Below are 22759 nucleotides of genomic sequence, written 5' to 3' on the forward strand. Positions count from 1 at the left end.
CAAACCAGCCACGGTGATGGGCGTCCTGCCCGTTCTCAGGTGATGGGCGTTATCCCGCCCGCTTGGCGCGCTTGTAGGCGCGTTTCTGTTCCGGCCTCGGGCTTGTCACCCGCTCGGCCGCGCCGGCCGCCACGGCTGCATTGATGACCTTTGCAGGAAACTCCTGCGGGTCTTCGCCGGGCAATATCTCCTGACACACGGCAGCGTCAGGCCGGAAATCGAAATTGAAGGTGCGATGGAAGACAGCCCATGGCATCAGAAGAACCCTCCCCAGATGAGCAGTGCGACCAGACCGCTATCCATCAAGCGCCGCCCGATCCAACGGCCCCAGAATTCGGTCCATGTGGTTTTCGCTACGCCGCCCTGCCCCAAAAGGGCCATGCGAAGAAGCGGACCCAAGAAGACCTTCGACGCGAGGAGCGTTGCAAGAATCCATTGCGCGCCCTGCCAACGTTCCATCAGCTTTCCTCGATCATTGCCTCGACCGTCACCACGCCATGTGTCGTGAGGTTGTCGGGGTCTTTGAAAAAGCGGATGCCGAGCACGCGCATCTGAACCAGCGCGTTGACGGTGAGCGCCCCGTCATACTTATGCAGCGCCTTCTTCACGGCATCAGCGAGGGTCTTCACCTCTTTGAACTTCCCGGAGGTCCGGGACCAGCAATCAAGCTGGATGGTCTCTGTGCGCCCCGTGATGCATTCCGCATCATCCTCGACCACATCAGACGGGCCGAATGAGACGTATGGGAAGACAGCGCGCGTGGTTGGCGCGTCATAGATCCGATCAGCGCAAATCGCGTGGACGCCTGCGTCAGCGACAAGGCGACCATGGATCAGGGCCTGTAGTTCGTTGGAAGCCGTCACTTCGCACCTTCCTTGATCGCCTTTTTCATCTCGCGGGTAACGCGGCCTTTCACCCGGCGCTTCAGGGTTCGGTAGGCCGGATAGAAGAACGGCGAAGGCGGCATGTTCTGCGTCCCGAACTCGACAAACCGGACATAGAAGGCGTCCTTGTCGCCAAGGTTCTTGTTGCGCGTTCCGGCGTAGATCGTGATTGCCTCATCACCGTCCTTCGACTGACGAACGGTCCCGAGGGTGATCGAACCTTCCGGCGCTGCCCCCCAGGTCCAGCCAATGCTGTCACGAAGCGCGCCGCTGTCCACCGGGACAAGCGACTTCATCATCGCAACGATCTCCTCGGCACCCTTCTCCAGCGCCGCCCGCGTCTTCACCCTGACGCGATCCGGGATCGTCTTTGTCAGCTTGCGATTGAGCGACTTCAGCCCCTGCACCATCAGACAGCCACTCCACTCTCGGCGAGGAACTGGACGTACTGCCGGTCCGACGTGATCTCGCGCGACCGGATATTGAACGTCTCGCCAGTGCGGGTATCCACGATTGACCAGCCGGTATCGACGCGACGGGAGTCGGCGCTGGAGCGCACGGTGATCACGGTCGGCTGGCGACCGGCAAGCCGCGCCGCCTGAACCGTCTCGGAACCGCGGAGACGTTGATAGCCGGCGCGATAGGTGAACTCATCGTTCCAGCCATCGACTATGCCGCCCTGCCCATCTGAGACCGGCTCAGCAGGACTGCGAAACGTTACCCGCTCAATCAGCTTTCCAGCGGCCATCAGAAGAACACCCTTCGATAAGGCGTGATCAGCCTGTCGACGGACAAAGGCACGCTTTCAATCTTCGTGCCCTCAGCCCCTTCGCGGTGCTCGTACCAATGAGCGGCAAGGAGCATGATGGCGACACGCAGGGCCGAGGGAACATCAGTTGCGGCAGGGCCGAACCCCGTGGTGAACGTAACCTGCACCGCATCCGAGACATCATCGAACAGAGCTGGCCGGGAGAAGCTGTCGCGAAAACGGATCATCGATCCAGTCGCAGTCTCCACCACCTCATATTCACCACGACCAAGAACCAGTTCGTTCTCATCGGGATCGATGTATGTGATGTCTGCATCGGACACATCACCGAACGGCAGGACAATACCACCGGCGGGCCAGCACATAAGATCAATGCGCCAGTCCTGATTGATCATCGCCCGACCGAGGATCCCCGTCCAACCGTCCAGATGATCGACGGCCGCATCCAGATACGCTTGCAGGATCGTGTCATCGTCTGAGAAGTCCACCCGCGTCTGCTGCTTCAGTTCGGCAAGCGAAACGGGGGCGTCGGCGGGAGCTGTGACTCGGACGGGCTTCATGGATTATTCCTTGTCAGCCTTGGCCTTCGATACGGCCTTTGGCTTTTCGTCAGAGACGGCATTCGCCTTCATGGCCGCGACCAGAAGATCATCTGGACATTCGTCGCCGACCTTGAAGTCCTGCGGGTAAGAGTTGCCGCCAGTGGCACCCTTGAAAGGCTTGGTGAATTTCATGGGTTCGCTCCAGTTGGTTTTGTGACGGGGCGACCGAAGCCGCCCCACTGCAAAGCCAACCGTTAGGCTGCGACCTGCTGGTAACGGATGTATTCCGGGTTCCAGAGACCACCGCCAACCCGCTTCGTGGTGTAGAACATCACATAGGGCTTGTTGGTGTACGGATCGCGGAGAACACGAACCCCGGCACGGTCGAAGATGCGATAGGCCATCGCCATGTCACCGAAGATGACCGGGCGCGCATTCGCTGCGACATCGGGCATGCCGGCCAGTTCACGGGCCGCATAGCCCAGAACCTGCGCCGGCTGACCTGCCTGGAAAGGCGGCTGCCAGAGGTAGTTGTTCTGGCCATCCTTCATTTTGCGGATGACGGCATGCGTGGCGCGGTTGGCGTAGAACGCCGAGTTCGGCGTGACGCGCTCGCTCGGAATGCCGTAGACGAGATCAACCAGACCATCCGCCGTCAGCAGAGCGGCATCACCGGAGTTGACATCCTGAACCGGTCCGAGCGGATGCTGCTGATTGGCCGGAAGACCGCCTTCGGTCGTCGCGTCGTACATCAGCACGCCCTTGGGGCGGTTGGTGCCGTTGCCATTGACGAAGGCCGTACCTTCCTGCGTGGCAAACTCCAGCTGAACTTCCGAGGCGTGCCATGCGGCAATGTCGATCTCGGAGTCATCGAGGATCTGCTGCGTCAGGGCCGGATTCGCGTAGACCTCACCGAAGGCGAACTCATACGCACCGAACTGCGCCGTGTTGGTCTCAGGACGGCCAGCGGTTTCACCGACCCAGCCAGAGCCAGCACCGTGCAAGTTGTACAGATGGCGGAAGCCCTGACCGCGAACGGTCTGGACGGTCGCATACTGACGCATCTGCGAAACGACCTGGAGTTTGTCAGTGATCTGACGATCCCACTCGACCGGCGCCGTATAGCCGCCGTCCGGGTCAGAGCCGACAGACATGGAGGCCATGACGCCAGACCTGTTCGCCGCACGAATTTCACTCTCACCATCACCAGTGCGGAAATAGGCATTGAACTTGGCCTTGTATTCGGCCATTTCCGGCGTGTCCTGCTCACCTTCCCCGGCGGGAGTTGAAGCAAGCGCCTGCCTGGCGTTCAGCTCATCGATGGCGGCAGTCATTTTGCCGAGATCCGCGTTGATGCGTTCGATCTTCTCATCGACAACCACATCGGCCTTGGCCTTGAGCTGGTCATCGATCGTTGCCTTGAATTCCTCAAAGCCACGGTTCACACCCTCGATCAGGGCCTTGATATCGCCGGGGCCTTCTGCACGCACGGCGACGATCCCGCGCAGCTTGCGCGAGTTTACAATGCTGTTCATTGGTTTTCTCCGAATTACAGCTTCAGGGTTTCGACCAGCCTGGAAAGACTGGCCTTCAGTTCACCAGCGTCGTGCGTGGCGGTTGCGGCAGCGTCGTGCGTGCCACCTTTCACTTCACCAATGAGGCTACGGCGCTCATTGCGTGAAATTCCTGCTTTGGCGAGAAGGGCATCAACACGGCGGGTCGCGTTCACCGACCGCGCACTTTCCGCCTTCGCCTTGTCCTGCTTTTCATCCTTGGGAGGGTCAAAGATGCTGTCGGCAAAGCCCATATCGACAGCCTTCTGGGCCGACATGTAGGTCCCGTCCGACGCCTTCCTTTCGCCCTCCATGATGCTCATGATTTCGTCATCGCCCATTCCGGTGCGGGCGGCGTAGATTTCTGCCATGGACTCATCGAACTGCGAGAACAGCGCCTGAGCCTCTGCGAAATCATGGGTGTTCCCGATGGCGACACCCCACGACCGATGCACCATCATCTGAGCGCCACGACCCATCTGGATTTCATCGCCCGCCATGGCGATGACAGACGCTGCAGAAGCCGCGATGCCGACGATCTGCACAGTGACCTTGGCAGGGTGCTGAGCAAGCATGTTGTACATGGCGATGCCATCGAACATGCTGCCGCCAGGAGAGTTGATCGAGACCGTCACGTCACGGTTGCCGATGCTCCTCAGCGCGGCAGAAAGGCGCTTTGTCGAAAAGCCTTCCCCCATGAATTCATCGCCGATGATGTCGTGAATGGAGATCGTGCTATCGTCGCCAGATCCAGCAGCAACGGGCTTGCTCGCCCATGCGCTCATGACATCATCAGGCGCGTCCCAATCCATGATGGCGGACGCTTTCGGAACCTCAATTATCGGCAGTGTCTTCAGGCTCATCGCCGTTGGTCTCCGTGCTTTGCGCCAGAGCGTTCGGCGCGATTTCCTTTTTCGGTAGGTCCATCGTGTCGCGGACTTCCTCGCAATCCATCCATGGCTGATGACCGCCGGAGCCAAGGGCTTTGGCGAAGAAATCAGACTGATCTTTCATGGACCCGCGAAGGAGAGCACCAGCGTTGAACTTGACCTCAAGCCGCTCCGCTTCCTCATCGCTCATGCAAGAGCGCTTCACCGCCTGCTCCCAGGCCGTGAACCATGGGTTGAGAGTGTAGCGGACGAAGATCTGCCCCAGCACGTCGATACCGCTGCCCCAACTTGTATCGTCCAGATTGAGGAAAGGACGCGGGACGCCATTGAAAGCGCGCGCAATTTCCTCGATCTGGAAAGATCGGCTTTCAATCTGCTGGCTGTCTTTCGCGGTGCTGCTGAACTGATGGGCTTGCATACCCTCTTCACCAATGATCCACCTGCCAGCGTTGTTTGTGCCCGCGTATCTTTCCTCCATCGAAGCCTTAAGGCGCTCATATGCTTCCGGTGAAAGCTTCTCTGGATGGCTCAACATGCCACCGAGAAGCATCCCGTTCTTGAAGAACTTGGCTTGGGCATTCTCCAACTCGCGCGATAACTCAATCGCCCGTGCCGCAGCCTCCAGCGAGGCAGTGCCGCTAAATCCATTCTCGCTGTCCGCATAGACGTGCAGCATGTCGGCTGGCTTGATGACGCGCAGTTCACCGTTCCTCGGCGTGTAGCGGTACTCGACCGACCAATCCCTATTCTGCTTCACCTCGACCATTCTGGGATTAAGCGGTACGAGGCGGACAACCCGGCCCATCGAACGGATGATCAGCGCATAGGCATCACCGTACGCCAGCGCATTGCGCTGCATGTATTGCTTGAAGTTGAACGCGGTCTGCCAGTCGTTAGGCTTGTGATGGAGCAGGGAAAACAATGGGTTCTCCCGCGCCTTCTCCTTGGTCTCCGCATCGATAACATGGAGTGGAAGCATTCCAATCGTAAACGAGATGAGAGACATGCAGCGCATAACCGCTGTATTCCGCATCGCTTCCTTGACGGTAACCTTGGAAACACCGAGATCACCACCGTTCCGCATCCATTCCTTGAACTCAGGTGAGTTCGGATCCATCACCTGAGCCATGGCAGCAAGGTCTTTCATGACCTCGTGATACGGCTCTTTCTGCCCCGCGCGCTCGGAACGGCGGAAGATGTTCAACAGATTCATGTTCCCGCCTCAGATCACAAGAAAGCCGCGTGTTTCGTAGACAGACGGTCCGCGCGCTTCCGGGTTCCGGCTCATCACCGTCACCGCGTCGAAGAGCGCCATCACCGGGTCGATCTTGGCGTCACCAGCATTCTGCTTGGTTGCCCTGATCGCGGTCGCCGTCGGTTCGATCTTCAGATTGCTGACGCACCAGGCCATCAGCTTGGAGCCGCAGTGCAGAAGGGTTCCGTTCGTCAGCTTCCGTTCGGCCGTCTTAATCGCGTTCATCATCGCGTAGCCCTGCGGAGCACCAATGATCTGGTTGTTTTCCGGCGTGATCCCGATCTCGGCCAGACCATCAATCATTTCACCTAGACCGGCGGGATCGGCTGACACCGCCGCAAGAAGGCCCTGCGAATTGATGCGGTCGATCAGATCGATCATCTGGGCGATGTCGTCGAGTTCATCATCGACAATCGTCAGCTCGCCATCAGCTGCCGCCTGCTCCAGAATGGGGGCAATCGACTTGCGGCGGCGAAGCACACTGCGGTGGCACCACGCACGCGACCAGGCGAGCCATTCCTTCGTGGTCTTCCGCCGGCCAAGGGCGCTGAAACCGTAAAGGTCATCAAGGCCACCACCATCGAGGCCGACGACGATCACCTCACATTCAGCAAGCAGATAATCCAGTGTGATCTGCGGATCGTCCCGCTGCGGCCAGACATCGGCACCCGGCCAGCGGTTCGCCCGCAGGTTCATGCCGATTTCAACATTGAGGTGCTTAGCGAGAAACGTCTGGATCGTGTCGCCGTCTTCGTCGCTGCCCGAGCGAACCTTGATCAGCTTCCGCTCCAGCCAGTCCTGCCGAACCGAGCGCCCCATGTTCGGGTTCGTGATGTAGAAGTTCTCGGGCTTCAGATAGGCCTTGGATTTGACCATATCCTCCGGGAACTCGTACAGCACCGGAAGGCTCTGCGGATCATCGATTTTGCCGTCGCGCACTTCGCGAAAGTAATCGAGCTTTTCCTTGAACACGCCGGCCGGCGGACCATCCGATTGCGTCGAGATGTAGATCACGAAGCCCTCTGGCCGCGAGATGAGCCCGCCTGTTGCTTCCTGCAGCATCGCGCTCGCGCTCGCCTTCTTGCCGAACAGCCACAACTCCTCGACCAGCACAAACGCCGCCTTCTTACCGGCCGATGTCGAGCTGTCCGCAGAGACCACTTTCAGAACCGCTTTCGTCACGCGGTGGGTGATCTCTTTCAGGTTCCGCTGGACGTGGAGGAGATCGCGCAACTCTTCATCCGCCTCGACCATATCTGCGGCCGGATTGAACGAGTTGTCGGCAACCTCACGCGTCGGCGCCAGGATCAGCAGTTCCTGCGAATGCCTCCAGTTTCGAATGAGCGCGGTCAGCATGATGCCGGCCGCCATGGTGCTCTTGATGTTCTTCTTTGAGATGAGGAGGAAGAACTCCTCAATCTGCCGGCGGGCTGTAGTGTGGTCATAGGCCCCGAAAATCGCCCGAACGAAATCGAAGACATACTCTTCGCAGGCTTCGCCGAAGGTGGGCTGCCCGGCCACATCGACGATCTTCAGGGACTTGAACACCCGAAGCGCCGCTTCTGCCTCATCCGGGTAGAGCGGATCGAACGGGATCAGCGACCGCCCCTCGACGATACGCTGCTCCCAGTCCGGGCAGGCTGTCGACCAGGTGGCGGTCATCGGTTGTCGATCACCAGTTTCGGCGGCACCGGCGGTGCATACTTCCCACCGACATTCTGAGCCGCCATCTTCTGCTGCTCCTTCTTGCCCAGCTTCTCGGGCTTCTTCGCTGGCTCGGTGCCGCGAGCCTTGACGGTGCGGTCGGCGCTCTCGGCCTTGACGCGTTCAAGCATGCCGAGCGCTGCATTCAGCGCAGACGCGTTGCCGGACAGTCCCTGCCTGATCTGGCTCACCCGCAGCTTCGTCTGGAGCCGGTCGAGCAAGAGGTCGCGATGTTTGATCAGGTGCAAATAATGTTTCCGAAAAGTCGGCACCGACAGGCCGAGCGTTTTCGCAACTTCACGATTGGTTGCGCCCGATGCCAGTAACACCATGACAAATATGATCTTTTCTTCGTCCGGTTCATGCTCCGGTCGACCAAGCTTTTTCTCGGTCGTCACCAGAGGGTTTCCGAACAGGTCGAAATCCTGAGCCATGAGAAAAAAATATCCGAATGAGGGGGACGCGGGTCCGGGAGCGGAGGGGCCTCAGACTTTTGACCCGCCCCCCATCCTGTGGAGGTCGGCCCTTCGCTCTTCGCGCTGGATGATGCTGTCGTGGACCTGCTTGGTCACCGTCTCGAGATTGTCCGGATCCCAGAACAATGCAGGGTCACCACGATGGGGAACCTTGTGGTTTGCCACCGGCGTTGCAGGGTGATTGCCCTTGCCGGTGCACAATGCGCCAGTGCGCTGGCAGGTGAACTGGTCACGCACGAACACGCTCTGTCTCAGCCGCTCCCAGCGCGCAGTCTTGTACCAGGCGCGCCATGGCTGCTCTTTCGAGCGCTTGCGGTCTCGGCCTTTCTCGTCTCCCGGCGCATAGCCGATGCGCGAAGCAAGGACACCGATCCGGGGTTTCAGGCTGGTGAGCTTAGCCATACCCTAACCTCCAAGGTCGACACTTCCAGCCTTGACCAGAACACCGATCACTTCCTCACCGAGCCCGCGACCGAACGCGATCTCCTCAGCGTGCGGCCAAGATGTTCCGATGATGCATCCACCGTATGTCCGGTCATTGGCTTGGAACTCGGAGCAGAACACCACACCACGTGCGACGAGGAGATTGCGCTCTGGGCCTTTCAGCCCATCGAGATCATCAAACCGGATGCCGTCTGCAACAGGGCGCGAAGGATCGATGCGCAAACCGCTTGTCGGCAAGTGAGACCTCCACATACGGGAAGCCCCGGCGCATGACCGGGGAGTTTTGTGCAGATCTTGCACAGAAGTGATCACCGACAGGGCGTCGACATGTGATCTGATTTTCGGAGATAGCTTCGCCATGAGGCTCAATGTTTACCGGCTGATCGCCGTCTCATCGAGCTGGGTTGCCGCGGCGTCGCACGCTTGCATGAAGCGCCTTCGTCCTGCGGCAGTGGCCTATGGGTCGGAATCGCTATGCCAGTTTTCTCAGATGGTCAATCCCCACCCGGCAAGGCGTCATCCGCCCGAAGATATCGATTTCGATGTCGACGGTATTTCCATCGCCCTCATCTTTCGAGACGACGCCCTCAAAAGAGGCGAACGGTCCGAACGTCACCGAAGCCCGCTCACCAGCCCGAAATAGGCTCGACTTGTTGATCAGCTCATCAGCACAACCTGCTTGAATTTTAGCGATAAATCGCTCCGGCACAGACTGTGGAATTTCACCATTGCCAAGCAGGCAATCGACACCGTCAAACGTCATCATTCCGAGCCACGCAGCCTCGAACCTGACAAGGCGAACGAAGAAGTAGCGAGCATAAAGGGGCCGCTCCACCGTGATCCGCGTTTGCTTGCGCGGAACCCTTTTCACAACTTTCTCGGTCGGGCAGTAGACGGTGATACCCTGCTGCCTGACTTCATCAGCGACCGAATCAGCATTCGGCTTCTTCGTGCGGACCACATACCAGAACATCTCATCGTCCTGCGCCGCAGCTTGAAGGCGAAGCCAGCCGACCATTTCACGAACCTTGCGGGACTTCTGCCAGGCGCGCTCCTCGCGCTCGCTCAATTCCTGCACCAGACCCTCACGCATTATTCTGCTGCCTCGCTGACCCCTGTCTCATCCGCTCTGATTGCCGTCTCGAATTCCCTCAGCCCTCCCGGCCCGCCAGCCGGGAAGTAAACCCATTCCTGTCGCCCCGGATCCGGCACCCATGGCCAGCCACGCACCTCATGCTCCAGCCGCCATTCCTCCCAGCGCTCGGAGCCAACCCGCACGGCCTCCATCATCTCCGCAAGCGGCTGCAGCGCGGTCGAAACCGTCACGCCCTGCCGATGCGTGGCCTTTTCGTGCATCGCGTTGATGGCTGGAAATCCGGTCTTCACCCGCTTGTCGGCCAGCAGCTGCTCAGCCGTGAAGCGACCAGCTTCCACCATCTGCTGCTCAACCCGCGTCAGGACCGGAGCCGGCCCCGTCACCCCGGCCAGCAGATGCTTGATCCGAGCAGCCATCCAGAGCTTGCCGAACGGCTTGGCCAGCACTGCGGCCGGGCGCTCCTCGCTTGCCCGTGGCTCCAGCCGCTTCCAGCGCTTTTCGTGGAGATAGACCGCATGGCTGCACATGTGCCTGCGACCGCCAGCCTTGGCGGACGCCTCATAGCGCTCCGCTTCATCGTAGGCCTGCTGTCGCTCATCTGGCGAGAGATCAAGCCAGGCCTTCCACGCTTGCGGCCTGCTGTCGCTGATCGAGGTCGGCCAAGCCTGAAACGCCCGCTCGAAAGCTCGTTCGATGGCCTTGCGGTTGGCTGGATGATTTTCCCTTTCTTCCCACTCGCCCTCGCGCGCATCTCTCTCTTGTTCTGCAAGGGACGTTAAATCGGGGTCGTTCTTATAGGGTGCCGATCCAGGACCGGCAGGGGGTGCCGACTCTGGGTCGGCAGGGGGTGCCGGTATATCGGCAGGGGTGCCGGCTGGTCGGCACCCTGTCTCCGCGTCCGATTTCTCCCAGGCATTCATCGTCGCGGCCGCAACTTCGCGGTCGAAGATGACCCGGTAGTGATAGGACGTGTCGCGCCCGTCGAAGCTGTCGCCCGTGCGGCGCTCCACAACCCCGATCTTCATGAGCCGTTCCAGCGAGGACTGCACCGTAGATCGTGCGCAGTCGAGCTGCCGCGCCATTTTCACCTGACTGCGGAAGCACCAGCCCGCCTTGTCGATATGGCGCCCCAGCAGGCACAGCACCTGCAGGTCGCGCCCCTTGAGGCGCGGATCGGTGACGATCCAGCCCGGAATGATGGAAAATCGAAGATCACTCATACCGCCGCCTCCAGCGCAAAATCATTGAGGGCGGCGCCGCCCCACTGGTCGGCCATGGCGTCTGCCATGCCAGGGAAGAAGCGGCTGCGCTCCTTTCCGCGCTCCGCACCCGGCGACATGCGCCACACGCGGTTCCAGCGCTTCCATTCATCAATGCCCTTTTCGGGCTCCGGCAGCCGGTCGGTATCTGCAAGGGCGGGAAGCCCGCGCAGATACCAACCCGTCGCCTTGTATTCGGGGTGCCCGAACCAGAACGGCTGCACGATCTGCGGGCGCGGCAGATCAGCCGGCATCCGGGCCTTGGCAAGGCCATGCATTTCCGGGTTTTCAATCGCCACGCGGGGAATGGGCGCGCGCCAGCAGGCAACGAACAGGTCAATGCCCTGCTCGAACTCCGCTTTCATACTCTCCCACGTGCGGCCCTTGGGCAGCTTCTTGGGCGGCGTCATCTTGCCCGCGCCCGATAGCCAGCGACGGCCAGACCGACAAAGCCGAGTGCATGGCGGATGTGCGACGATGAGCAGATCCCAGCCGTGATGCAGGATCTCGCGCACATCGCCCACGATATGCCGGTTGCTGCGGTCATCCGCAGGCAGCAGATCGCAGGACCACGCATCATGCCCACGCGCGGCAAAGGCCCGCCGCACGATGCCCGAATATTCGCATCCGACAAGAACGCGGAGACCATTCATCCCACAGCCCTCCAGGCCTTGAATGCAGCCCTCAGCGCCTTCCAGCGCTCGGCCGCCTGTCCATTTCCGTTGAGTTCGCGCCGCGAGGTGATCCCGAGGATCGAGCGCAGCTTCACCACCGCGCGGTCCTTCGTCAGCGGCGGTTCGAGCCCGTGCTGCTCCGCCAGAAAGCGGCGGAAGGCGGGCTCATCGCATTTCATGGTTGCCTCGGCGGCAAAGTCGCGCGGCGCGTCCTGCCGGGCCGGTTCGGCCTGCTGGCGCGTGGCCGCACCCCTGCGCGCCTTCTCAATGGCGCGATCCACCAGCCCGAGCAGGAAACCGGCCATCTCCGGCGCGTCGGCGATGAAGGCGATTTCGTCAAAGGTCGCGCGCGGCGTGAACCGCGCCAGCTCGACAAACGCGCCATGCTCATCGCGCGCTTCCAGAAACTCGCCATGGTCATCCATGGAGCGGTGCCAGCGCGCAGGCTGGATCCGCGCCAGCCTGTCGCGGGCTGTCTGAAGGCGTTGCATTTCCTCGCTCACGGGAACCTCCCGTGCTTGGTCATCACGGTTTTCAGCCGCCGCGCAGCCGCTTCGAGGTTCCTGCGCGCGCGAACTTCCGGCCCGCCGGAAAACTTTGCCTGCTGCAGCTGATCGAACGCTTCGCCAACCTGACGACAGGCGTGCATGACTTCCTCATCCGCCTTGCGCACGATGACGCGCGGCGCCGGAACGCGCAGCTTCTCGACCTCCTCCATGAGCACCTGACCAACCACGCCGGCCAGCCGCTTCTTGATGCCGTCGATTTTGTCGATAGGCGCCGTCATGTCCGGCCCCCGTCAGCAAATGCGCCCATCTGTGCGCCGAACTCGGCAAGCGCGTCGGCAACAGCGGGCTTCAAGCGCCCCTGCCCGTCCCGCACCGAGCGCATGGCGTTGAGCCGCAGCTCGAGATAGGCCTCGCCCGGCTCAAACTGCCGCTTGCGGCAGATCTTGCGGATGACGCCCTGATACTTGCTCATGATCATGTCGGGCGCTGCCAGCAGCAGCAGCGCGAGCGCCCGGTTATCCTCGGCGTCATGCATCTGGCGGAGAATGGGGAGCATGGTGTCGGTCATTCCGCCGCCTCCCCCGCCTCATAACCCCAGGCATCCCAGCCCGGTCGCGGCGATCGGCAGAACAGCTCTATCCGCGCCATATCCGGGTAAAGCCGCTCGATTGTCTCGGCGAAGAAATCCGGCTTGGCGCTATGCCGCCCTTTCCGCTCGCGGTAAACGGTCTCCGGCTGCGTTCCGGGGAGCGGAGCGACAGCATCACCGCGCCTGCCGATCAGCAGCAGCTCATGCCGATCACGGCCCCAGTAGCCGGTGCCCGCCACTTCCTTGTCCCAGATCCAGTGGTGAACATAGCTGAAGCCCCACGCCTGCATGACCCGCAGGCCATCCAGCAACATGGGATTGGTCGCCCAGAGAAACAGCACCGCGTCCCGCGCGGCCACGCCGCCCAGCTTCGCAAGCAGCCCGCAGATTTCTTCCGTTGGCATGGTCGGGTAATGGTTTTCCGCGCTCTTCTCGCGCCCCGTCTCTTCGGAGCGAACCGAATACCGCCAAGCAGGATCCGCATAGATCACCGGATACAGCCGCGAGACCTTGTCCGGAGCGGTGCTGGCTCCACGCTCGGCGATCATTTCCATATGCGCAAGGCGCACCGAATGGCGGGTCTTCTGCTCCTCGGCGCGCAAGAGCTTCGCCACCTTGGCCAGCTCGCGCCGGTTTTCCGGCTCGGGCATGAACGCCGTCTTGATCGTCCGCCGCGCCGGCCTGTTTTTGCCGTCGCGTCCCTCGACCTCTTCGAACTGGGGAATTTCCCCGGCCTTCTCCAGCCTGCCGCGCACCTTGCCAACCGTCTTGTGGTCGACGCCCAGCATCGCAGCGACAGCCCGTGACGAAATCGACGGCGTGTCGCGAAGCTGCCCTTCGATCAGATCGCGTTTCTGCGCGCTGGTAAGGTGCCGCCGCGAGACATTCAGTTCGCGCGCCAGAGACCGCTTTTCGGGCTCATCAAGGCCCCGCCGGACAAAGCGCGGCCAGTCGACCAGACCCAGCTTCTCGCAGACCTGCACACGGTGGTGGCCGTCGAGAATGTTGCCCTCTTCGTCATACTCGACAGGCACAAGCACACCATGCTCGATGATCGAGGCTTCGAGCGCCGCAAAATCTTCGTCGGAGAGCGGAGGCAGGAGCTGATACTTCATCACTCCATCCCCAGTGCGGCTTTGTAGAGGTCGATCATCGCCTCGGCTTCCTGCCGCTCTGCCGGATCCTGTTTCCGCATCTTCACGATGCTGCGCAGAGCCTTGGTGTCGAAGCCCATCGATTTGGCCTCGGCGAAGATCTCTTTCTTGTCGTCGCTCAGTGCGTCGATATCTTCCTGCACGCGCTCGATCCGCTCGACAAACGCGCGCAGCTGGCCAGCGGCAACGGTCTGCGGGCCGCTCGCCTCATCGGATTCAGCAACCATCTTTGCTCCGGGCCGTTCACGTGCCGGCCCGCGCGGGCTCCACGGATCATGCTCCATCACGCTGCCCTCTGCTCGCGAGGCCAGGAGCGCAACGTGTCTAAGGCGCGCTCCTTGATCCCTGCTCGCATGGGCATCAGAACGGCGAAGCGCGGCCCGACACCTGTCACGCGTATGGGCGAGTGTTCGTGGGCAACATGAAACGTAAGCGTTTCCTCGCCATCAAACGCGCGCACGATGTCACGCAGATAGCGTGGATTGAACTCGACAAAGGCCTCACCCGAGACGCCGGAGGTCACGGCCGTGTCGACATATTCGCGGCCCACAATCTCGTTCGGCGATCCAACGCCACAAAGCGCAAGCCGGTTCGCATCGAAAGCCAGCGACACAGCACGGGCACCGCCATACGAGATCTCCGATTGAAGCCGGGTCAGAACACGCTGGAAGGCTTTCCGCTCCACTGTGATCTTCTGCGTGGTTTGCTCCATCGGAGGCACGACACGCGGCCAGTTAGGAAAAGCCCCGTCGATCAACCGGCTTTGCAGGCGCAGGCCGGGCAACGAAAACTCGGCGGCCGTCGCATCATTGTTCAGGAGCACAGCGCTCAGTCCGGGAAGGCTCGCGAGCAATCCTACCGTGCTGCGCCCGATGATCGGCCGGCCATGGTCGGCCCCGTCATCGCCAACCTGATATGCGGCGAGCCGATGCCCATCCGTGGCGACCATCTTGCCGCCATCGATGCAGACACCGTTCAGGTAGTATCTGGTTTCCTCGGTGCAGATGAACGGCGAGCAAAAGTGAAGGCCCCGCAGGAATGCCTTGGACTGAATGTTGACAGGCCGATCACACGATGCGTCGAGCAGCACTTCATCATATTCAACGGTTGGCAGGTCATACCGACCGCCGGAGAACGAAAGGCTCGCGCCCTGTGCGCCGGCATCGAGGCGGATCGTGTCGTCATCCGCGATATGCCGAACGAGCGCCGCAAGCGGACGAAAATCAACCGCCGCCTTGCCCTCGGCCCGGACACAGGACAGGTCGACCTCTGCATAGTCCACCAGATTCGAGGCGCGCAGGGTCGCGCCGTCAAAGCGCACGGTTTCGAGCAAAGGCGTGGTTGCCCGTTTCGGAACCACGCGCGCCATCAAATCCATCGCGCCTTTGAGCGCACGGGCAGTCGTCTCAAGTCTCATGGCTTTCTCCATCGGTTGAGGCCCGCCCCGCATCGCGAATGCGCCGCTGAATGCGCAGCAGCGCATCACGCACAGGCAGGTTGCGCTCCACGTCCATGCGCGCGGCGTCATCCGGCGCGCGCTTCGCCAGCGCGGATCCGGGCAGGATCAGGTTTGGGCTTTTCTCCTGGCTGCGCATCAGCCCGCCCTCGGCGTGATGGCGGCGAGCCAGAGCAGCAGGAGACAGAACAGCAGAACGGCAAAAGCCGCTGCCCGCCATGCGCGCGCCGCCGTCATGCCGCCTCCTCTGCCACGCTTTCGCAGCGGGCGAGATAGTCGCGGTGAAACGCGCAATAGCGGCTGCGCTGCCCGCCGCCGGCCCAGTTCTCGGGCTCCACGGCGGCAGCGCAGAAAAACGTGGTGCCCGGCTCACGCCGCACGGGAAAGAGGCAGAAAGCCCCTTCGATCTCCGCAAGGCTGCGCCCGCCGGCCACGCCAGCAGGCGCTTCCAGCGCATTGCGCTCCTGCACCATGTCTTCAACGGAGCGGATCATGCGCCACTCCCGGCGGAATAGGCGCACCGGTCACGCAGAGCGTAGCCAATCCCCCAAACCGTCTGTATCTGGACACCGAATGCAGCGAGCTTCTTCCGCATCTTGCAGATCAGAACATCGACGATCTTTTCGTCGGGCATCTCGCCGCTGCGCCCGCCATAGACCGCGAGCATGATCGCGTCTTTTCTGGCAACGTCGCGCGTGGCCATGTGCGAGAAGATTCGCGCCTCGGTCGCCGTCAGCCCCCACTCCATGGGGATCTCGATAGAAGCCGGTGAAAGCGCCTCTTCGAGCTGCCGGATACGCTCGCGCAAAGTGTTGATTTCGGACGCCTGCCGCGCCAACAGATCATCCTGCATGGCGCACCTTCCGGCGGTTCATGTAGATGACACTGGCAAGAGCCCGCCAAAGCGGAACCTTCCGTTCCGCCGCAAATCGCCCGGCTTCGGTGGAGATCGATTCGCCATGAGCTGACAGGATCAGCGCAATCCGCTCTGCGTCGATCTCCCCTTTGTATTCCTGCGCGAACATCAGGCATTCAACGGCCTTGATTGCCGCAGCCGAAATGGGAGCCATACCCGCCTTCACGCAGACTTCGAGAACCTGCCGCGCGCCACGCGCATAGCGACGGTTCACCAACCCTCGCACGGTGGTAATCGCGAGGGTGTCGCCAGGCTTGTAGCGCCCGCCCGTAGGGGGATTGCGCAGAATAACAGCCCCGGCCCGCTCACAAACCTGAGCAATGGTCAGAGCCATCTCATCGCCTGCCGCCACCAGCGCATTGTGCAGCTGGATCGGCGTGACGTTGATGCGATCACGGTTGTGCCGAACAAAAGCCCCGGCCCGCGCCTCCTGCTCCTGCGCCTGGATGACCAGAACCGGGATCTCCCCGATTGCGCCATGTGTCACCGCTGCAATCGCCGTGTGCTGGCCATCGATGACTTCGAAGCGCTCACCTGCGTCAACAACCACCGGCGGCTTGAACGCGCTCCAGCTCCATTCCGAAACGATCTTGCGGATAAGCCGCAAAGACCGCTCCGAAAGCCCACGCTGATAACGCTCATCAACATGAAGCTCCGCAGGGCTCATCAGCCGCAACTCAGGCGGCGCGCCTTGGATCTCAGCCGGGACAACATCGGGAAGGACGAGTGGTGCGATCTTTCTCATCCCGCGCCCCCGTCCACAACGGAGAGCCCACCCGACCCGTGAACCGAAGCCGCAGCACCGCGCAGTTCGTTCAGAACCTCAATCAGCAGAGCGGCGGGCCGGTCGAACATCATCTTGGCTTCGGTCGGAGTCACCTTCCCGTCAGCCAGTGCCTCGCCCGCAGAACGGGAAAGCTCGCCCACCTGGCGCATCACATCGGCATAACTCCCCAGAATGTCGCTGGCAGGAGTAGGTCGCGCTGTCGCGTCGGCCAGCTTGCGCCCGCGAACCACCGCCAGTGCATTCAGAAAGTCGAAACGATCGGTCTCCTCCTCCAGACGCAAAGCCGCGTCCACAGGCATGATTTCAGGAGCCTCGATATTGTACCAGCGCCCCACGGTGCTCTTGCCGTAGGAAACGATTTCGGCGGCGCGTTCTATCCCGCCTGCGGCGGCGATCAGATCGCGCTGAGCAGCCTTGAGGCGGAAATGATTGGCATTGGCGTTCGGGATCATGGGTTTTCTCCGGGCAAAAGCTTTCCCGCGCCGGGAAAACCCGGCGTCGTTTCCCGTGGCGGGAATGGATTGGTGCTGTCAGGGTGCGGGCATGGAACAGAAACCAGACACCCGCGAAATCATCGGCCTATGGCGGCGACCGGAGAGCGCCCCGAGGCACGCCCTCCGGCCCCTTCTCGCTCTCAGGGTTGTGGGTTTGCGCCACGCAAGGCTGCGACCGCAGCCCGCCCGGTCTTTCGGGCGCGTTGTCCGCAGGCCAGCGGGGCGAAGCCTTGCGCTCGGCCGGGAGGACGCAACTGGTTGCAGGGGGCAGATTCGAACTGCCGACCTCTTGGGTATGAACCAAGTGGGATACCGCTTCCCCACCCTGCTGAAACTGGTTTGCTGCGCCGGCCTCAAGGTCGCACACGGCGCGCAGAAGGCGCGGAATGCCCGCAGCCCTGGCGCGCTCGGCGGCCATGTCGGCAATCAGCGCGTCGACACTGGCGAACCTCTCATAGGCGGCAACCGCCTTGAGCAGGATCATCATGGCCGGCGAAACGCAAATGGAATTGGAGGCCGCGCCTGCCGGGAAACGAGCCCCGAAACCCGCAGGCGCGGCCAGTGCCACATTTCCGGGGAGGAGGTCGGAAACGCGGTCTTGGGAGGAACAGTGTTGACGAAGCGCGGTCATTCGGCGGCCTCCATCGAGATTGCGGCCTGCACTGAGAAAAAGCGGTCAGGCCTGTTCTGGCGAAGCCACGCAAGGCGCGTTTCATGCATATCAAGCGCCGACACAAGACCGCCCGTCAGGTCATGTATGCGCTGGACCATGTCGGCATCGGGTCGACGCGAGCCAACTTCGATCCGAGCGATGGTCCCTCCGGGGTTCACGCCGGCAATGCCCAATGACCTGGCGGTCTCGGCTGCGCTCATTTTCCGTTGCTTTCGCCAATCACGTAACTGCATGAAGGGCTATAAGCCATAACGGCTAAACTAATGTCAAGAATATATTAGCCGCAATGGCTCTTTCTGACTTAGCCAAAATGGCTAGTTTAATGCCATGATCGACCTTGAAGAACGCTACACCCACTATCGCAAGCGCTTCCGCGCCTTCATGGAAGCGCGTAAAATGACGAATGAAGCTGTCGCAGAAAAACTGGACGGCGGCGTTCATCCCGTCACGATCTCCAAACTTAGAACCGGTGCAATCAACCTAAATGACGAATGGCGAGCACGTATCGCAGACGCCTTCGGCATCGAGCACGATCTGCTTTTCGGTCATCAGCCTCTGCCGACGCCACGCCCCGACGAAGTGCGCCCGCAAAAACGCAGAGGCAGACCCCCACGCCTGCCGCAACCGCAATCCACCCTGCCAATGTTTGGCTGGGCCGCCGGATCCGTGACCGGCGTTGAGACCCTGACAAATGAACCGGTGGACGAAGTGCCTTGCCCACCAGCGCTGTCAGACACGATTGGCGCATACGCGCTCAAGACACGCGGCGAATCCATGTATCCGCGCTACCTTCCAGAAGATATCCTCTATGTGAACCCGCACCAGACGGTGAAGAGTGGCGATCACGTCGTCATCCAGACCCAGCGCTATGAGGGGTCTGGCGTGGAGACATGGGTAAAACGGTACGACAGCGAGAACGACACCAGCGTGTTCGTTTCGCAGTATCATCCACCTGCACAGATCACGTTTCGCAAAACTGAGGTCTTGAGCATACACCGCATATTGAGCGTCAACGAACTCTTCTAAGAGTTACGAAAACACGTCGGCTCCAAGAATCTCACGCGCCATTTCGTTAATGATCTCAACTTCTTCAGGATGCGCGACACCGTCTGCTTCCATGACAGCCTTTGCCGCCTGGAAGAAAGCCATCACGTCAGCTTTGGGACACCTGGAAACCTCATCCAGCGCCCTGCCAATCGCCTCAGCATCAGGCCTGAGACGCCGGATATACGTGACCAGTCGCTCGAAGTCTTCTTGCTCAACCCACAGTTCCTTGCGCTCAGCAATCTTGGCGAGGCACTGCGCTGAGGTCTCGATTTCGACACTTCGCACCTGACCGTCGCTTCGAGATACTGCCGCGAGAAGCACAGCCATTGGACGCACGCAGGCAACAATTTGCTGCCAGTGCTTCTCTCTCTCGCTGTCCTTTTGACGAGAAGCGACGCGAAGGTCCATACCAAACGTGTCAGAGAGAAATCCCGCCACATCTTCGAAGACCTCGCCGTCATAGTCTATGCAGGCTGCGATCCGGTCTGCTCGAAATTGCCGAGTGGCTTTGCGTTCATGGCAGCGAGCCATCAGGCACGGGACACCACCAGCGCCAGCCACAATGCTGAAAACTGTGATGCGCCTCATTGAGCTTTTGCCGGCCGCGTTCACGTATTCAATGATGAACGATTGACCTTCAGCGACACCAAGCCCCGCCGCCATGCTATCGACGGGATCATCCTCGTACCCGCCTGGAACAGAGGTTTTCCGACCAGATGGAACGGGCGGGATCCGCCGAGCCAAGCTGTCAATGAAATAGTCGATTCGCGCCATAAGTCCGCCTCCCATAGATCCGCCCCACGGTCATTCTGGCTTACCCGCGAACTTCATCAATAGCCGATATGGCTAATTATTTTCTTGACATAATATTAGCCAATCAGGCTTATTATGCTCGTTCCCCACCCGAGGGCCGTATCGAGCAATCCCCTCCGCTCGGTACGGCCCACCTTGGAGCCACCCGAACGGAGAGATGCAATGATCCAGTTTCAGAAGGCCGAAACTTCGGCCACGGAAGCCGCCCACATCGAGACCAACCCCGTGAAGCTCATGGCTGACGCCATGCTGGTCATTCAGGGCGGCGGGCGCACGGTTGACCGCGATGCCCTTTCGCTCGCGGGCTTTTCGGCAGCCGATATCGACAAACACGGCATCGAGGCCCGCGACCTCGCAAATGCCCTGTCGCAGAGGCGGGCGGCATGAAAGCCGCCCTCGCCTTTCTGGCGCGCCGCCGCATAGAGTGCGCGGCCATGATGGCGCTGGCCTTCGCCTATGGCGTCGGCCTGCCGCTCATCTACGCGACCACGTGATGAGGGCGGCGTCATGTCTCCCGTCCTCGCCACCCTCGCCGGCGCAGCGTTCGGTCTTTGCCTTGTCGCGGCGCTGATCATCACCCTGAAACGCCGCGAGCGCCGCACCGGCGCCGACGATTTCCTTTCAGACAAGAACGATTGGGGAATGTGATGGCTTCGCAGCCGCCGCCGCTGACCAGGCGTCAGCGCCACGTCCTTTTTCTGCAGGGCGCGCTGAACCGCGTGGCGCACTGCTACACCCCGCCCGCCCGACCAGATGCACTGGCCGAGTTCCTGCTCGGCGGCGAGATGGTCGACCGCGGCTACATCGCGATCACCGATCTGGCCGATGCAAAATCCTTCATCGACGACATCAGAACAGGCCGCAGGCCGATCCGGGAGGAAGCCCATGGCTGACCGCACGAACACCAAATGCAGCAACTGCGGCAACGCCATGCCGCCATCCAGCTTCCGTGCGTGTGAGGCCTGCCGCGCCGAATGGCGGCAGTATTCGAGAAAGCCCGGAGGCCCAGCCGAACAGCGCGAACGGCTTGAAGAGCTCATCGCCGTCACGAAAGACGTGACGCGCATGCTTGAGGCCGTCCGCTTCACCTGTGGCCTCGGTCAGGGCCAGCTCGACCGCCTGCAGAAAGCGAAATCCGCAATCATCAGGGCGGAAGGAGCGATCAAGCAATGACCATCGAAACCCATGACGGCCACACGCAGGTCACCTGCGACCACTGCCCGGCCAGTTACCCGAACACCTACGCCCGCGAAGATTTCGATGTGATGATCGCCGACGCGCGAACGGCAGGCTGGCGCATCGTAAAGGCGAAGGTAGACCCGGCAAACGGCGAAGGCACGGCCGAGCTCTTCGGCACCGCTCCAAAGGTCGCCGACCGCAAACCCAGACAGGGCTACGTGCACATCTGCCCGGCCTGCCAGCAGGCAGCGGAACTCAACAGGAGGCTGCCCTTATGACGGATCTGCCGAAGTATGCGCTGTCGATCATGCAGCCCTGGGCGTGGCTGATCGTGAACGGCCACAAGGAGATCGAGAACCGGAGCTGGCCGACGCGGTTTCGCGGACCAGTGGCAATCCATGCCGGCAAGAAGATCGATATCACGCCCCACCGCGAAGTGACCGCTGGCTTTCATCCAGTCACCGGCGGAAAGACGCTTAAGGGGATCGGATACCCAGCATGTTCCGGCCACGACATTGAAACAGGCGGCATCGTCGGCGTAGCCGAGATCGTCGACTGCGTGCCGACCTCGAGCTCCGAATGGTTTGTCGGAGAATACGGCTTTGTCATCCGCAACGCCCGACCGGTCGACTTCACCTCGGTGAAAGGCAAGCTCGGCTTCTTCGACTGGCGCAAATGGGAGGTCGCTTCGAAATGACCCGCGAACACTATCTTAAAAAATGCGCCAGCAAAGACTGCGACAAGCCCTCTATCCACTACTTCGAGTGCGGGGGAGTTGGGTCGTACTATTGCAGAGAGTGCTACAGGCAAATCGTCGCCCTCTCTACCCCCAAGGCAGAGGCGGAAGAACCCTGCCCTGTCTGCGAAAAGCCGCTTGCAGACGGCGACACATGCGCCACCGATATCGAGCTTGGCAAATGCCATGCCGAATGCCTTGCGGATAGCCCGACCGTCGATCTGAAAACCGGCGAGCCGATGGACGGGCCGATTGGCACCTTTCCGCATGTCGCCCCCAAGGCAGAGGCGGTGACAGTGAAGCCGCTGGAGTGGGGCGAGACGAGCTATGGAAATCCAGAAGTTACAACCATAGTCGGAGTCTATCGCATCAACGAGTCGATGGCTGGCGGATGGTCGGTGGTTGCCGGCAAACTCATTCTGAAAACCAGTGATGGACGGGTGAATTTCCCGACTAAGGATGCCGCCAAAGCCGCCGCACAGGCCGACTATGAGGCTCGCATTCTTTCGGCAATCGACACCTCCCCCGTCCCCGCCCTCACCGACGAGGCGGTGGAGCGGGCCACCCACCGCCACAAAAAGCGCGGCACCGATTACGTGCTGCTAGGCATAGGCAAGATGCAGGCTGAAAGCTGGTTTGACGCCCCGTTGACGCTGACAGGGAACGCGAGCGTCGATATGCGCGAAGTCGCCATCTATCGAAGCGTTGACGACGGTTCCATTTGGGTTCGACCGCGCGAAAATTTTGAAGATGGGCGCTTTGAAGCCCTCGCCGCCTTCCCCAGCAAGGGAGGCACGAATGGGTAGACACGAACCGAGCATCGTGCAGATCGGCGATGATGAGCCGATGACGCTTGTCGA

At 61.1% G+C, this 22759-nt stretch carries 38 protein-coding genes and 1 tRNA gene; 8 read left to right on the forward strand and 31 right to left on the reverse strand.

Annotation, left to right across the window (positions count from 1 at the left end):
* Positions 1-49: 49 nt before the first annotated feature.
* The 30 genes from NDI72_RS07270 to NDI72_RS07415 form a co-directional block, all read right to left on the reverse strand.
* Positions 50-256: a hypothetical protein gene (locus NDI72_RS07270; RefSeq protein ID WP_283800053.1), complete on the reverse strand. Its 207-nt coding sequence runs from the start codon at positions 254-256 to the stop codon at positions 50-52.
* A complete protein-coding gene (locus NDI72_RS07275) occupies positions 256-459 on the reverse strand; it encodes a hypothetical protein (protein WP_283800054.1) in 204 nt (67 codons plus the stop codon). The genes NDI72_RS07270 and NDI72_RS07275 overlap by 1 nt, the downstream gene beginning before the upstream one ends.
* Complete coding sequence (locus NDI72_RS07280; protein ID WP_283800055.1) at positions 459-863, reverse strand: DUF3168 domain-containing protein; 405 nt, start codon at positions 861-863, stop codon at positions 459-461. The genes NDI72_RS07275 and NDI72_RS07280 overlap by 1 nt, the downstream gene beginning before the upstream one ends.
* Entirely contained in the window at positions 860-1294 is a 435-nt protein-coding gene (locus tag NDI72_RS07285) for an HK97-gp10 family putative phage morphogenesis protein (protein ID WP_283800056.1), read from the reverse strand. The genes NDI72_RS07280 and NDI72_RS07285 overlap by 4 nt, the downstream gene beginning before the upstream one ends.
* On the reverse strand, positions 1294-1632 hold the full coding sequence (locus tag NDI72_RS07290; protein ID WP_283800057.1) for a head-tail adaptor protein: 339 nt from the start codon (positions 1630-1632) through the stop codon (positions 1294-1296). The genes NDI72_RS07285 and NDI72_RS07290 overlap by 1 nt, the downstream gene beginning before the upstream one ends.
* Positions 1632-2213 carry a head-tail connector protein gene (locus NDI72_RS07295; RefSeq protein WP_283800058.1) on the reverse strand — a complete coding sequence of 194 codons (582 nt, stop codon included), beginning with the start codon at positions 2211-2213 and terminating at the stop codon, positions 1632-1634. The genes NDI72_RS07290 and NDI72_RS07295 overlap by 1 nt, the downstream gene beginning before the upstream one ends.
* A 3-nt stretch (positions 2214-2216) precedes the next feature.
* Positions 2217-2387, reverse strand: coding sequence for a hypothetical protein (locus NDI72_RS07300; RefSeq protein WP_283800059.1), 171 nt, complete (start codon positions 2385-2387; stop codon positions 2217-2219).
* A gap of 62 nt (positions 2388-2449) precedes the next feature.
* Entirely contained in the window at positions 2450-3730 is a 1281-nt protein-coding gene (locus NDI72_RS07305) for a phage major capsid protein (RefSeq protein WP_283800060.1), read from the reverse strand.
* 14 nt (positions 3731-3744) lie between these two features.
* Complete coding sequence (locus NDI72_RS07310) at positions 3745-4611, reverse strand: head maturation protease, ClpP-related (RefSeq protein ID WP_283800061.1); 867 nt, start codon at positions 4609-4611, stop codon at positions 3745-3747.
* Positions 4583-5851 (reverse strand): phage portal protein, encoded by a 1269-nt coding sequence (locus NDI72_RS07315; protein ID WP_283800062.1) that lies wholly within the window; start codon positions 5849-5851, stop codon positions 4583-4585. The genes NDI72_RS07310 and NDI72_RS07315 overlap by 29 nt, the downstream gene beginning before the upstream one ends.
* A gap of 9 nt (positions 5852-5860) precedes the next feature.
* The gene (locus tag NDI72_RS07320) at positions 5861-7555 is read right to left on the reverse strand and encodes a terminase large subunit (protein WP_283800063.1); all 1695 of its coding nucleotides are present in this window, start codon (positions 7553-7555) and stop codon (positions 5861-5863) included.
* Positions 7552-8031: a helix-turn-helix domain-containing protein gene (locus NDI72_RS07325; RefSeq protein ID WP_283800064.1), complete on the reverse strand. Its 480-nt coding sequence runs from the start codon at positions 8029-8031 to the stop codon at positions 7552-7554. Before NDI72_RS07325 ends, NDI72_RS07320 begins: the two co-directional genes overlap by 4 nt.
* Before the next feature lie 51 nt (positions 8032-8082).
* On the reverse strand, positions 8083-8475 hold the full coding sequence (locus tag NDI72_RS07330) for an HNH endonuclease (protein ID WP_206547080.1): 393 nt from the start codon (positions 8473-8475) through the stop codon (positions 8083-8085).
* A 3-nt stretch (positions 8476-8478) separates the two neighbouring features.
* Entirely contained in the window at positions 8479-8754 is a 276-nt protein-coding gene (locus NDI72_RS07335) for a hypothetical protein (RefSeq protein ID WP_283800065.1), read from the reverse strand.
* A 235-nt stretch (positions 8755-8989) separates the two neighbouring features.
* Positions 8990-9610, reverse strand: a complete 621-nt coding sequence (gene nusG, locus NDI72_RS07340; protein ID WP_283800066.1) for a transcription termination/antitermination protein NusG — start codon at positions 9608-9610, stop codon at positions 8990-8992.
* Positions 9610-10833 (reverse strand): LvrA C-terminal domain-related protein, encoded by a 1224-nt coding sequence (locus NDI72_RS07345; protein ID WP_283800067.1) that lies wholly within the window; start codon positions 10831-10833, stop codon positions 9610-9612. Before NDI72_RS07345 ends, nusG begins: the two co-directional genes overlap by 1 nt.
* Positions 10830-11525 (reverse strand): hypothetical protein, encoded by a 696-nt coding sequence (locus NDI72_RS07350; RefSeq protein ID WP_283800068.1) that lies wholly within the window; start codon positions 11523-11525, stop codon positions 10830-10832. The genes NDI72_RS07345 and NDI72_RS07350 overlap by 4 nt, the downstream gene beginning before the upstream one ends.
* Positions 11522-12049, reverse strand: coding sequence for a hypothetical protein (locus tag NDI72_RS07355; RefSeq protein WP_283800069.1), 528 nt, complete (start codon positions 12047-12049; stop codon positions 11522-11524). Before NDI72_RS07355 ends, NDI72_RS07350 begins: the two co-directional genes overlap by 4 nt.
* Entirely contained in the window at positions 12046-12333 is a 288-nt protein-coding gene (locus NDI72_RS07360; protein ID WP_283800070.1) for a hypothetical protein, read from the reverse strand. The genes NDI72_RS07355 and NDI72_RS07360 overlap by 4 nt, the downstream gene beginning before the upstream one ends.
* Positions 12330-12623 (reverse strand): hypothetical protein, encoded by a 294-nt coding sequence (locus NDI72_RS07365; protein WP_283800071.1) that lies wholly within the window; start codon positions 12621-12623, stop codon positions 12330-12332. Before NDI72_RS07365 ends, NDI72_RS07360 begins: the two co-directional genes overlap by 4 nt.
* Positions 12620-13759 (reverse strand): MT-A70 family methyltransferase, encoded by a 1140-nt coding sequence (locus NDI72_RS07370; RefSeq protein ID WP_283800072.1) that lies wholly within the window; start codon positions 13757-13759, stop codon positions 12620-12622. Before NDI72_RS07370 ends, NDI72_RS07365 begins: the two co-directional genes overlap by 4 nt.
* Positions 13759-14025 carry a DUF2312 domain-containing protein gene (locus NDI72_RS07375; RefSeq protein WP_113156243.1) on the reverse strand — a complete coding sequence of 89 codons (267 nt, stop codon included), beginning with the start codon at positions 14023-14025 and terminating at the stop codon, positions 13759-13761. The genes NDI72_RS07370 and NDI72_RS07375 overlap by 1 nt, the downstream gene beginning before the upstream one ends.
* A 56-nt stretch (positions 14026-14081) precedes the next feature.
* Positions 14082-15215 carry a DNA polymerase III subunit beta gene (locus NDI72_RS07380; RefSeq protein ID WP_283800073.1) on the reverse strand — a complete coding sequence of 378 codons (1134 nt, stop codon included), beginning with the start codon at positions 15213-15215 and terminating at the stop codon, positions 14082-14084.
* A complete protein-coding gene (locus NDI72_RS07385; protein ID WP_283800074.1) occupies positions 15205-15393 on the reverse strand; it encodes a hypothetical protein in 189 nt (62 codons plus the stop codon). The genes NDI72_RS07380 and NDI72_RS07385 overlap by 11 nt, the downstream gene beginning before the upstream one ends.
* Before the next feature lie 94 nt (positions 15394-15487).
* Positions 15488-15748, reverse strand: coding sequence for a hypothetical protein (locus NDI72_RS07390; protein ID WP_283800075.1), 261 nt, complete (start codon positions 15746-15748; stop codon positions 15488-15490).
* Positions 15745-16107, reverse strand: a complete 363-nt coding sequence (locus NDI72_RS07395; protein WP_283800076.1) for a helix-turn-helix domain-containing protein — start codon at positions 16105-16107, stop codon at positions 15745-15747. The genes NDI72_RS07390 and NDI72_RS07395 overlap by 4 nt, the downstream gene beginning before the upstream one ends.
* Positions 16097-16915 (reverse strand): DUF6551 family protein, encoded by an 819-nt coding sequence (locus NDI72_RS07400; RefSeq protein WP_283800077.1) that lies wholly within the window; start codon positions 16913-16915, stop codon positions 16097-16099. Before NDI72_RS07400 ends, NDI72_RS07395 begins: the two co-directional genes overlap by 11 nt.
* Positions 16912-17409: a phage regulatory CII family protein gene (locus NDI72_RS07405; RefSeq protein ID WP_283800078.1), complete on the reverse strand. Its 498-nt coding sequence runs from the start codon at positions 17407-17409 to the stop codon at positions 16912-16914. Before NDI72_RS07405 ends, NDI72_RS07400 begins: the two co-directional genes overlap by 4 nt.
* A 297-nt stretch (positions 17410-17706) precedes the next feature.
* Positions 17707-17781 (reverse strand) — tRNA-Met (locus tag NDI72_RS07410).
* 297 nt (positions 17782-18078) lie between these two features.
* Complete coding sequence (locus NDI72_RS07415; RefSeq protein ID WP_283800079.1) at positions 18079-18357, reverse strand: helix-turn-helix domain-containing protein; 279 nt, start codon at positions 18355-18357, stop codon at positions 18079-18081.
* Positions 18358-18451: 94 nt separating this feature from the next.
* Between NDI72_RS07415 and NDI72_RS07420 the strand changes: the two genes are divergently transcribed.
* Positions 18452-19150, forward strand: a complete 699-nt coding sequence (locus tag NDI72_RS07420; protein WP_283800080.1) for an XRE family transcriptional regulator — start codon at positions 18452-18454, stop codon at positions 19148-19150.
* A gap of 3 nt (positions 19151-19153) precedes the next feature.
* Here NDI72_RS07420 and NDI72_RS07425 read toward each other — a convergent pair whose 3' ends face one another.
* The gene (locus NDI72_RS07425) at positions 19154-19945 is read right to left on the reverse strand and encodes a TerB family tellurite resistance protein (protein ID WP_283800081.1); all 792 of its coding nucleotides are present in this window, start codon (positions 19943-19945) and stop codon (positions 19154-19156) included.
* Between the two features lie 201 nt (positions 19946-20146).
* On the opposite strand from NDI72_RS07425, the gene NDI72_RS07430 reads away from it, so the two are divergent.
* The 7 genes from NDI72_RS07430 to NDI72_RS07460 all read left to right on the forward strand — a co-directional run bounded on the left by NDI72_RS07430 (position 20147) and on the right by NDI72_RS07460 (position 22705).
* On the forward strand, positions 20147-20371 hold the full coding sequence (locus NDI72_RS07430; protein WP_283800082.1) for a hypothetical protein: 225 nt from the start codon (positions 20147-20149) through the stop codon (positions 20369-20371).
* 120 nt (positions 20372-20491) lie between these two features.
* Positions 20492-20632, forward strand: coding sequence for a hypothetical protein (locus NDI72_RS07435; RefSeq protein WP_283800083.1), 141 nt, complete (start codon positions 20492-20494; stop codon positions 20630-20632).
* A complete protein-coding gene (locus NDI72_RS07440) occupies positions 20632-20877 on the forward strand; it encodes a hypothetical protein (RefSeq protein WP_283800084.1) in 246 nt (81 codons plus the stop codon). Before NDI72_RS07435 ends, NDI72_RS07440 begins: the two co-directional genes overlap by 1 nt.
* Entirely contained in the window at positions 20870-21157 is a 288-nt protein-coding gene (locus NDI72_RS07445; protein ID WP_283800085.1) for a hypothetical protein, read from the forward strand. The genes NDI72_RS07440 and NDI72_RS07445 overlap by 8 nt, the downstream gene beginning before the upstream one ends.
* Complete coding sequence (locus NDI72_RS07450) at positions 21154-21441, forward strand: hypothetical protein (protein WP_283800086.1); 288 nt, start codon at positions 21154-21156, stop codon at positions 21439-21441. Before NDI72_RS07445 ends, NDI72_RS07450 begins: the two co-directional genes overlap by 4 nt.
* Positions 21438-21860: an ASCH domain-containing protein gene (locus NDI72_RS07455; protein ID WP_283800087.1), complete on the forward strand. Its 423-nt coding sequence runs from the start codon at positions 21438-21440 to the stop codon at positions 21858-21860. The genes NDI72_RS07450 and NDI72_RS07455 overlap by 4 nt, the downstream gene beginning before the upstream one ends.
* Positions 21857-22705 carry a hypothetical protein gene (locus tag NDI72_RS07460; protein ID WP_283800088.1) on the forward strand — a complete coding sequence of 283 codons (849 nt, stop codon included), beginning with the start codon at positions 21857-21859 and terminating at the stop codon, positions 22703-22705. The genes NDI72_RS07455 and NDI72_RS07460 overlap by 4 nt, the downstream gene beginning before the upstream one ends.
* Positions 22706-22759 lie beyond the last annotated feature (54 nt).

It is taken from the genome of Nitratireductor sp. GZWM139, assembly GCF_030068685.1.
Taxonomy (GTDB): domain Bacteria; phylum Pseudomonadota; class Alphaproteobacteria; order Rhizobiales; family Rhizobiaceae; genus Nitratireductor; species Nitratireductor aquimarinus.